At 65.3% G+C, this 8429-nt stretch carries 8 protein-coding genes; 5 read left to right on the top strand and 3 right to left on the bottom strand.

Features of this window, described 5'->3' with window-relative positions; genetic code table 11:
* Window positions 1–193 precede the first annotated feature (193 nt).
* Window positions 194–493 (top strand): hypothetical protein, encoded by a 300-nt coding sequence (locus AC628_RS40085; protein WP_074132245.1) that lies wholly within the window; start codon window positions 194–196, stop codon window positions 491–493.
* A gap of 119 nt (window positions 494–612) precedes the next feature.
* On the opposite strand, the gene AC628_RS40090 is transcribed toward AC628_RS40085, so the two are convergent.
* Both AC628_RS40090 and AC628_RS40100 read right to left on the bottom strand, forming a co-directional pair.
* Window positions 613–1809 carry a hypothetical protein gene (locus AC628_RS40090; protein WP_074132247.1) on the bottom strand — a complete coding sequence of 399 codons (1197 nt, stop codon included), beginning with the start codon at window positions 1807–1809 and terminating at the stop codon, window positions 613–615.
* A 376-nt stretch (window positions 1810–2185) separates the two neighbouring features.
* The gene (locus AC628_RS40100; protein WP_074132249.1) at window positions 2186–2815 is read right to left on the bottom strand and encodes an NUDIX hydrolase; all 630 of its coding nucleotides are present in this window, start codon (window positions 2813–2815) and stop codon (window positions 2186–2188) included.
* 93 nt (window positions 2816–2908) lie between these two features.
* Here AC628_RS40100 and AC628_RS40105 point away from each other — a divergent pair, with 93 nt between their 5' ends.
* From AC628_RS40105 to AC628_RS40115, 3 genes are all read left to right on the top strand, one after another.
* Window positions 2909–3334 (top strand): PaaI family thioesterase, encoded by a 426-nt coding sequence (locus AC628_RS40105; RefSeq protein WP_074132250.1) that lies wholly within the window; start codon window positions 2909–2911, stop codon window positions 3332–3334.
* A 26-nt stretch (window positions 3335–3360) separates the two neighbouring features.
* Window positions 3361–4371 carry an aldo/keto reductase gene (locus tag AC628_RS40110; RefSeq protein WP_074132252.1) on the top strand — a complete coding sequence of 337 codons (1011 nt, stop codon included), beginning with the start codon at window positions 3361–3363 and terminating at the stop codon, window positions 4369–4371.
* A 276-nt stretch (window positions 4372–4647) separates the two neighbouring features.
* Entirely contained in the window at window positions 4648–4848 is a 201-nt protein-coding gene (locus tag AC628_RS40115) for a hypothetical protein (protein WP_074132254.1), read from the top strand.
* 88 nt (window positions 4849–4936) lie between these two features.
* Here AC628_RS40115 and katG read toward each other — a convergent pair whose 3' ends face one another.
* Window positions 4937–7102 (bottom strand): catalase/peroxidase HPI, encoded by a 2166-nt coding sequence (gene katG, locus AC628_RS40120; protein ID WP_074132255.1) that lies wholly within the window; start codon window positions 7100–7102, stop codon window positions 4937–4939.
* 118 nt (window positions 7103–7220) lie between these two features.
* Between katG and AC628_RS40125 the strand changes: the two genes are divergently transcribed.
* A complete protein-coding gene (locus AC628_RS40125; RefSeq protein WP_074132256.1) occupies window positions 7221–8180 on the top strand; it encodes a LysR substrate-binding domain-containing protein in 960 nt (319 codons plus the stop codon).
* The last annotated feature ends 249 nt before the right edge of the window (window positions 8181–8429 follow it).

Here is an 8429-nt window from a genome sequence, read left to right on the forward strand (position 1 = left end):
TAGTGTTTCCGCCAATCAAAGCGTTTGTAAACGGTAACGCGAAGATAGTCGCCAAGCTTGATGCGGGAAATCACAAAGTCGCTGATCTCTGTGAGCGGCCGCGCCGATTGTCGTATTGACGTGCGAACACCGTTCGTGATTTGTTCAGAACGTGGGGACGATGCCGTTTTTTTTTTTCGGCCGGAGGTGGACCATGACGCATTTTTTGACCAAGACCTTTATTGCGACCGCGACCCTTGCTGCGATGACGACATACGCATTCGCGCAGGAGGCTGCGCCCTGGGAGCTGAAGACCGACATGGGCTACGCCTATGACAAGGAGGGCAAGACCTGGGCGTACAAGATGGGCACCAGCAATGCCGGCACGCTGCTGAAGGGCGCCAAGAAAGTGCCGAAGGGGACGCTGTTCTTCATCGGGCATAACGGCCAGCTCTACATGCGCTCCGGTCCCTATCTCGAGGGCGACGGCAAGTTCATGTTCGGCTCGAAATAGAGCGTTTTCGAGCGAAGTGGACGCCGGTTCGCGTGAAGAAAACGCGTCAAAAGAAGCGTCCAGGGCTCCGGTTCTGATTCAATCAGAACCGGAAATGCGCTGACGTTATTCGGCAGACCTCAGAACGCCCCGGCCAATTCCCGAGCGCCGGGCTTGTTGCTGTTGAAGTCCATCCGCTCGTTGGTGACGGCAAGCAGCTTGGCCACGGTGTTGTGGCGGATCGCGACCGGGTTGCGCTCGTAGCCCGAGCGCTGGAAGAAGTTCGCGGTCGGCACCTGCTCGCGCATCGCCTGCGGCATGGTCACCATGTCGAGCCCGGTGCCGTCACCGGTCAGGTTCATCATCTCGAGCTCGGCCGCGGTCAGCGGCCTTGTGTAGCCCTTGTTGCGGGCGAAGATCACCGAGGTCAGCAGCTTGTGGGTCTGCAGCATCGGGCCGACATCGATGTCGAGCACCATGGCGTGACACGCCCAGCCTTGCGCGGTATCGGCGAGGCGCTGATGCGCCGACCAGTCGTCGGGCACGGTACGGGTGAACGCGACCATCTTCTTCAGCACCGCGAGCTTGTGCTCCATGGCCTTGCGCGCCGGCCCCTGCGCCCTCGCAACGCGCTCGGTCAGATCCCGCACGAATTCATGGCCCTGCTCGGCGAGCAGCTCGACCGTGTTGGTGGTGAGCAGCTGGTTGTAGCCCATCGCGGTGGAGATGGCGCGCTTGCCGCCATGCTCGATGCCGGCCTGCACGTCGTAATTGCCGGTGCCGCCGGTCTCGAATGAATAGACCCGCACCGCCTGCTCCGGCGTCAGCCCCGCCGCGCGCGCGTAGCGGGCATAGGCGCGCTTGAACTCGACCTCGCTCGACGGCCGCTGCGGCGCGAACTGGAATTGTTCGGCCGCCGCCCTGACGAGATCCGAGACCACCGGGATCGTCTTGGGCGGACGCGGCGGCTTGCCGCCCTCCTCCTCGGGTGCCGGATTGACCGGCCGCCTCGGCCCCTCATAGACCGGCGGCTGCTGCAGCACGTAATCGTCGAGCGTGATCTGCACGCGGTCGCGGCGCTTGGCGTTGCGGCCGCGCCGCTTGTCGGCGATCGCGCCCCAATAGGCACCCGCATCCTGCTCGAAGGCGGCGCGCGCCTCCTCGTATTCCTGCAGCTTGCGGCGATACTCCATGATCGCCTGCGGCGAGGCCTGCGCCATCGCATTGGCGACGGACGGCGGCAGCTCACCGGCCTCGCCGGCCGATACAGACGGCGCGCTGGCGACCAGCGCGAGCGCGACAAATCCTGACGAAAGGCGAATCAATTGCGGGCGCATGGCCTCGTTGTAGCAAGCGCCGCCGCGAAGTCAGCCCGGAAATGTCCGGATCGAAGGCGGCCGGATGCCGCGATCAGGTCCAGAATTTTCGCCACAATGCGGTGTTCTCCGAAGAATGCGTGTCCCGGGAAGGCCTTGGAGATTGCGATGAGGATGGCACTGTGGCTCGCCACCGCTGGCGCTGTGATACTCGCCGCACCGGCGCGCGCCGAGCGTCCGGACTGCGGGTCGTTTCCGGATACGCGTTCACGGTTCTCCTGTTACGAGAATGTGTCGCGCGCGCCTCCGGAACCCGCGACCGCGACGGATCCGCCTGTTGCGCAGGGCAAGGCAATGAAGATGAACGCCCGCAAGCGGCATCACAGATAGTATCGGCCTACTTCCATGCGAACACCGGCTGCTCGAGATCGGCGACGCGGGTGTTGCGGCCGGCGAGCACCTCACGGAACTGATAGATCAGCGCGGCGGTCGGCGCATGGATCTGCTGGCCGCCGAGCCGGAAGCGGATCACCCGCCGCGCGCTCTCGGGAATCGTGACGAAGGTGAATGCGTCCTCGATCTCGATCGCATCGAGACCTATGCGATGCGCGGACGCGACCTCGTCCGGGTTCGGCGTGATCGCCGCATGTGCGCCGGCCCAGACCACGACCGGGGTGATCAGATAGCCGGAGCGCGTCGGATAGTCGTCGAGCATGCCGAGCACGTCGCGTTCGGACAGTGCAAGGCCAAGCTCCTCGTGCAATTCGCGCAGCGCGGCCTGGGGCTGCGTCTCGCCGGCATCGCAGCGCCCGCCGGGCAGCGCCCATTGCGCGCTGTGGGCGCGCAGGCGCGCGCTGCGCCGGGTCAGCAGGAAGGCCGTGCTGTGGCCGTCATCATCTTCGGTCAGCGCGATCGCGACCGCGGCGCGCTTCAGCGTCGGCGCGGCATCGGCCGCGGCCTGACGCGCGAACGCGGCACAGAGCTCTGCGATATTCCGCCGGGTGGCATCGTCAAATGTGCGGGCCATTGCGCTTGACTACAACACAACAGCGTTTGATGAAATGAGCTGAACGACATGCCTCCTGCGATCAATCATAGCCAAGCAACGGATCCTCACCTCATGACGGCCAAGGCCGCGGACAGACTCAAATCCGACGGCTGGAAGGTCGCCGACACCACGGGCTTCCTGACGCTGATCGGCCCCCTGTGGGAACGCTTGACGGACGGCGCGCTCGAGCTCGCACTGATCACCGAGGACAAGCATCACAACCGCCGCGGCCTGGTGCAGGGCGGCGTGATCATGACCTTCGCCGACCGCGCCTGCGGCATGGCCGCGCGCTTCGTCTCGGGCAAGCCGACGCTTGCGACGGTGCAGCTCGACACCCATTTCGTCGAGGCCGGCAAGATCGGCGAGATCCTGACGACGCGGCCGCGTGTGGTACGCTCGACGCGCAGCCTGATCTTCATCACGGCCGAGGTGATGGTCGAGAAGCGCTGTATCGCCATGGCCAACGGCGTGTTCAAGATTCTGAAGAACGAGAGTTGATCCCCGTCATTTCGGAGGAACGATCGATGCAATATCGCCAGCTCGGCCGCAGCGGCCTGAAGGTTTCGCCGATTTGCTTGGGCACCATGATGTTCGGCGGGCCGACCGATGAGGCGACTTCGTCGCGGATCGTGGCCAAGGCGCGCGAGGCCGGCATCAACTTCATCGACAGCGCCGACGCCTATAATGGCGGCAAGTCCGAGGAGGTCGTGGGCCGCGCGATCTCGAACAGAAGGTCGAACTGGGTGCTCGCGACCAAGCTCGCCAATCCGATCGGCGACGATCCGAACCATGGCGGCCTGTCGCGGCGCTGGGTGTTGCAGGCCGCCGACGAGAGCCTGAAGCGGCTCGGCACCGACTACATCGACGTCTATTACCTGCACAAGGAAGACCACGCGACGCCGCTCGACGAGACGGTGCGCGCGATGGGCGATCTGATCCGCGCCGGCAAGGTGCGCTATTTCGGCGTCTCCAACTACCGCGCCTGGCGCGTCGCCGAGATCTGCAACATCTGCGACCGGCTCGGCATCGACCGCCCGGTCGCGAGCCAGCCCTATTACAACGCGATGAACCGGATGCCCGAGGTCGAGCATTTCCCGGCCTGCGCCTATTACGGCCTCGGCATCGTGCCCTACAGCCCGCTGGCGCGAGGCGTGCTGACCGGCAAATACGCGCCCGATACCGCGCCGCCCGCGGACACCCGTGCGGGGCGCAACGACAAGCGCATGATGCAGACCGAGTGGCGGCGGGAATCCTTGCAGCTCGCGCAGGAGATCAAGCGCCACGCCGAGAGCCGCGGCATCACCGCCGGGCAGTTCGCGGTGTCCTGGGTGCTGAACTCGTCGTTCGTCAGCGCGGTCATTGCCGGCCCGCGCACCGAAGCGCAATGGGACGACTACATCCGCGCGCTCGATTACCGCTTCACCGCCGAGGACGAGGCCCCGATCGACCGCCTCGTCGTCGCCGGCCATCCCTCGACGCCGGGGTTCAACGATCCCGCCTATCCGATCGAGGGACGGCGGGCGCGGACCGGGTAGCCCCCTGTAACAGCGACCGCACGGCTCGGGTTGGACATTCAATTGTATCCGCCGTCATTGCGAGGAGCGGTAGCGACGAAGCAATCCATTTCTCCACGCGGCACGATGGATTGCTTCGCGGAGCCTGTCATCCGGCGGCGCTTTGCGCCGACCGGGTGGCTCGCAATGACGGCGTCCACTCGGCTACGCCGAAGTTACGTTTCGTAGCTTCCGAATTGCGCAAGCCTCGCGCCGGCTGCACCATCAGCGCATGGAAATGCTGATACCGGTGCTGCAATGACGGCATCCAATGTACTGGACTGGATCGTGGCTCTCCTGGTGTGCTGGGCGAGCCTGACCGCAATCTTCGAGCCTTCGCGCGGGGCTTCGCAATGCGGCGCTCCCGTCGCGACGAGCAACGCGCCGCAATCGCCACCGGCGATTCCGACGCAGGCGGAGTTCGAGGAGATGATCCGCGACATGAAGCTGCACGACTGAGCAAACCGCGGAAAGCCACCAGCGTCCCCGAAACGAAACAGGGCGGCGCCGAAGCACCGCCCTGTCCCTGATTGCCGTTGCCGGCCGCTTACTTCACGAGGTCGAAGCGATCGGCGTTCATCACCTTGGCCCAGGCCGCGACGAAGTCCTTCACGAACTGCTCCTTGGCATCCGACGAGCCGTAGACCTCGGCGAACGCGCGCAGCTGCGAGTGCGAGCCGAAGATCAGGTCGACGCGGGTGCCGGTCCACTTCACCGCCTTGGTCTTGCGGTCGCGGCCCTCATAGACGCCCTCGCCGACATCGCTCCACACCGTGCCCATGTCGAGCAGGTTGAGGAAGAAGTCGTTGGTCAGCGTCCCCGGCTTGCCGGTGAAGACGCCGTGCTTCGACTTCTTGGCGTTGGCGCCGAGCACGCGCAGGCCGCCGACCAGGACCGTCAATTCCGGTCCGGTCAGCCGCAGCAGCTGCGCGCGATCGATCAACGCCTCCTCGGGCAGCATGGCCTGGGGCTTGCCGCTGATGTAGTTGCGGAAGCCGTCAGCCCGCGGCTCGAGCGGGGCGAAGGAAGCGGCGTCGGTCTGGTCCTGCGACGCATCGGTACGGCCCGGCGTGAAGGGGACCTTCACATTGGTGCCGCCGTCCTTCGCCGCCTTCTCGATCGCAGCCGCGCCGCCGAGCACGATCAGGTCGGCGAGCGAGACCTTCTTGCCGAACTCCTTCTGGATGGCTTCGAGCTTGGACAGCACGGTCTTGAGCTGCGCCGGCTCGTTGACATCCCAGTCCTTTTGCGGGGCGAGACGGATGCGCGCACCGTTGGCGCCGCCGCGCTTGTCCGAGCCGCGGAACGTGGAGGCCGAAGCCCAGGCGGTCGATACCAGTTCGGACACCGACAGACCCGAGCCGAGAATCTTCGCCTTGAGCGCCTCGATATCCTTGTCGTCGATCACGGCATGATCGAGCGCCGGCACGGGGTCCTGCCAGATCAGCGTCTCCTTCGGCACCAGCGGGCCGAGGTAGCGCTGGATCGGGCCCATGTCGCGATGCGTCAGCTTGAACCAGGCGCGGGCGAAAGCGTCCGCGAACTGATCCGGATGCTCGTAGAACCGGCGCGAGATCTTCTCATAGGCCGGATCGAAGCGCAGCGAGAGGTCCGTGGTCAGCATGGTCGGGACGTGCTTCTTCGACGGGTCGAACGCGTCCGGAATGTCGGCCGCAGCGCCTTTCGCCTTCCACTGCTTCGCGCCCGCGGGGCTCTTGGTCAGCTCCCATTCATACTTGAACAGGTTTTCGAAGAAGTGGTTGCTCCACTTCGTCGGCGTCTGGGTCCAGGTGACCTCGGGGCCGCCGGTGATCGCGTCGGCGCCGACGCCGGTGCCGAACTTGCTCTTCCACCCCAAGCCCTGATCCTCGAGCGCGGCGCCTTCCGGCTCCGGCCCGATCAGCGACGGATCACCCGCGCCGTGGGTCTTGCCGAAGGTGTGGCCGCCGGCGATCAGCGCAACGGTCTCCTCGTCGTTCATCGCCATGCGGAAGAACGTCTCGCGGATGTCCTTTGCGGCGGCGACCGGGTCAGGATTGCCGTTCGGGCCTTCCGGGTTGACGTAGATCAGGCCCATCTGCACCGCGCCGAGCGGCTCGGAGAGCTGACGCTCGCCGCTGTAGCGCTCGTCACCGAGCCAGGTGCCCTCCGGCCCCCAATACAGTTCTTCCGGCTCCCACACGTCGGCGCGGCCGCCCGCAAAGCCGAACGTCTTGAAGCCCATCGATTCCAGCGCGACGTTGCCGGCGAGGACATACAGGTCGGCCCAGGAGATCTTGCGGCCGTATTTCTGCTTGACCGGCCAGAGCAGCCGGCGCGCCTTGTCGAGGTTGGCGTTATCGGGCCAGCTGTTGAGCGGGGCGAACCGCTGCTGACCGGCACCGGCGCCGCCGCGGCCGTCGCTGATGCGGTAGGTGCCCGCCGAGTGCCAGGCCATGCGGATCATCAAGCCGCCGTAATGGCCGAAGTCCGCCGGCCACCACTCCTGCGACGTCGTCATCAGGGCCGTCAGGTCCTTGATCACAGCGTTGAGGTCGAGGGTCTTGAATTCCTTGGCGTAGTCGAACTCCTTGCCCATCGGATCGGACAGGCTGGAGTTGTGATGCAAGACCTGAACGTCCAGCGACTTCGGCCACCAGTCACGATTCGTGTGTCCGCGAGGGGCTGCCGTGAATGGGCATTTGCCCGCGCCTTCGTCGGTTTTTGCGTCCATGTTTCTTCTCCGAGGTGGTGGATTCTGGAATGTGCTGGAGCTCTTCCAAGAACGATTCTACGCGCCCCAATCCATCAGGTGAAATTGACTTTAGTGATCGCGTCGATAAGATAATCTGATGATAAACGTCACACTCCGGCAACTGAGGTATTTCGATGCGCTGGCGCGGCACGGGCATTTCGGACGCGCCGCGGATGCCTGCGCGGTGTCGCAGCCGGCGCTGTCGATGCAGATCCGCGAGTTGGAACGGGCGGTCGGCGGCGTCCTGATCGAACGCAATGCCCGACAGGTCACCCTGACGACCTTCGGCGAGGACCTCCTGCATCGCGTGCGCGACATCCTGCGCTCGGTCGATGAGCTCGGCGACTTCGCGCGCGCCTCGCGCGACAAGCTCGCCGGACGGCTGCGCGTCGGCATGATCCCGACCATCGCGCCGTATCTGCTGCCGAAGGTGATCGAGACGCTGGGGCGGCTGCATCCCGAGCTCGACATCCATGTCCGCGAGACGCTGACGCCGAAGCTGATCAAGGAAGTTGCCGAGGGCCGGCTCGACACCGCGATCGTGGCGCTTCCGGTGTCGGAACCGTCGCTGACCGAGGTCGCGCTGTTCTCGGAGAATTTCCTGCTGGTGCGGCCGGTCGAGGATGCCAAGACGCCGGTGCCGAGCGCCGAGATGCTGCGCGAGATGCGGCTGTTGCTGCTCGAGGAAGGCCACTGCTTCCGCGACCAGGCGCTGTCGTTCTGCAACATGCAATCGTCGTCGCCGCCGCGCGAGGTGCTGGATGCGAGCTCGCTGTCGACGCTGGTGCAGATGGTCGGCGCCGGCATCGGCGTCACCCTGATTCCCGAGATGGCGGTGACGGTGGAGACGCGCTCGGCGCCGGTCACGGTCTCGCGCTTCAAGCATCCGCAGCCCTCGCGCACCATCGGCATGGTCTGGCGCAAGACCTCTCCGCTGGCCTCGCAGCTGCAGCAGATCGCCGAGGTCGTCAGCCTCGCCGCCCGGGAATTGCGCGCGCCGAAGCAGGATGGCGCGAAGGAGCCGGCGAAGCGCGCGGGGCGAAGGAAGGCTGGGTGATTGCGATTGCGTTGCTGAAGGCTCGTGCTGAGTTTGACGCACCGATCGCGCCACACTCACCACCGTCGTCCCTGCGAAAGCAGGGACCCATACGCCGTGGCGGGTGTTGTGAACGGAACTCGTCGTTCCAGCGTCGCTCACCAATAACCGTTCGTGGTTGATGGTGTGGACGGCCCCCTACGGCATCAGTGTGCCAGAATGAGGTTGTGCAATCTCAAACGAGGGGACCGTCCGTGAAGCAGATTATCC

Source organism: Bradyrhizobium sp. NAS96.2 (assembly GCF_001908235.1).
Classification (GTDB): Bacteria; Pseudomonadota; Alphaproteobacteria; order Rhizobiales; family Xanthobacteraceae; genus Bradyrhizobium.

What these genes read in the sequence shown, in the direction of transcription:
- AC628_RS40085 (WP_074132245.1), top strand. Translation starts at nt 194, where the DNA reads ATGACGCATTTTTTGACCAAGACCTTTATTGCGACCGCGACCCTTGCT.
- AC628_RS40090 (WP_074132247.1), bottom strand. Translation starts at nt 1,809, where the DNA reads ATGCGCCCGCAATTGATTCGCCTTTCGTCAGGATTTGTCGCGCTCGCG.
- AC628_RS40100 (WP_074132249.1), bottom strand. Translation starts at nt 2,815, where the DNA reads ATGGCCCGCACATTTGACGATGCCACCCGGCGGAATATCGCAGAGCTC.
- AC628_RS40105 (WP_074132250.1), top strand. Translation starts at nt 2,909, where the DNA reads ATGACGGCCAAGGCCGCGGACAGACTCAAATCCGACGGCTGGAAGGTC.
- AC628_RS40110 (WP_074132252.1), top strand. Translation starts at nt 3,361, where the DNA reads ATGCAATATCGCCAGCTCGGCCGCAGCGGCCTGAAGGTTTCGCCGATT.
- AC628_RS40115 (WP_074132254.1), top strand. Translation starts at nt 4,648, where the DNA reads ATGACGGCATCCAATGTACTGGACTGGATCGTGGCTCTCCTGGTGTGC.
- katG (WP_074132255.1), bottom strand. Translation starts at nt 7,102, where the DNA reads ATGGACGCAAAAACCGACGAAGGCGCGGGCAAATGCCCATTCACGGCA.
- AC628_RS40125 (WP_074132256.1), top strand. Translation starts at nt 7,221, where the DNA reads ATGATAAACGTCACACTCCGGCAACTGAGGTATTTCGATGCGCTGGCG.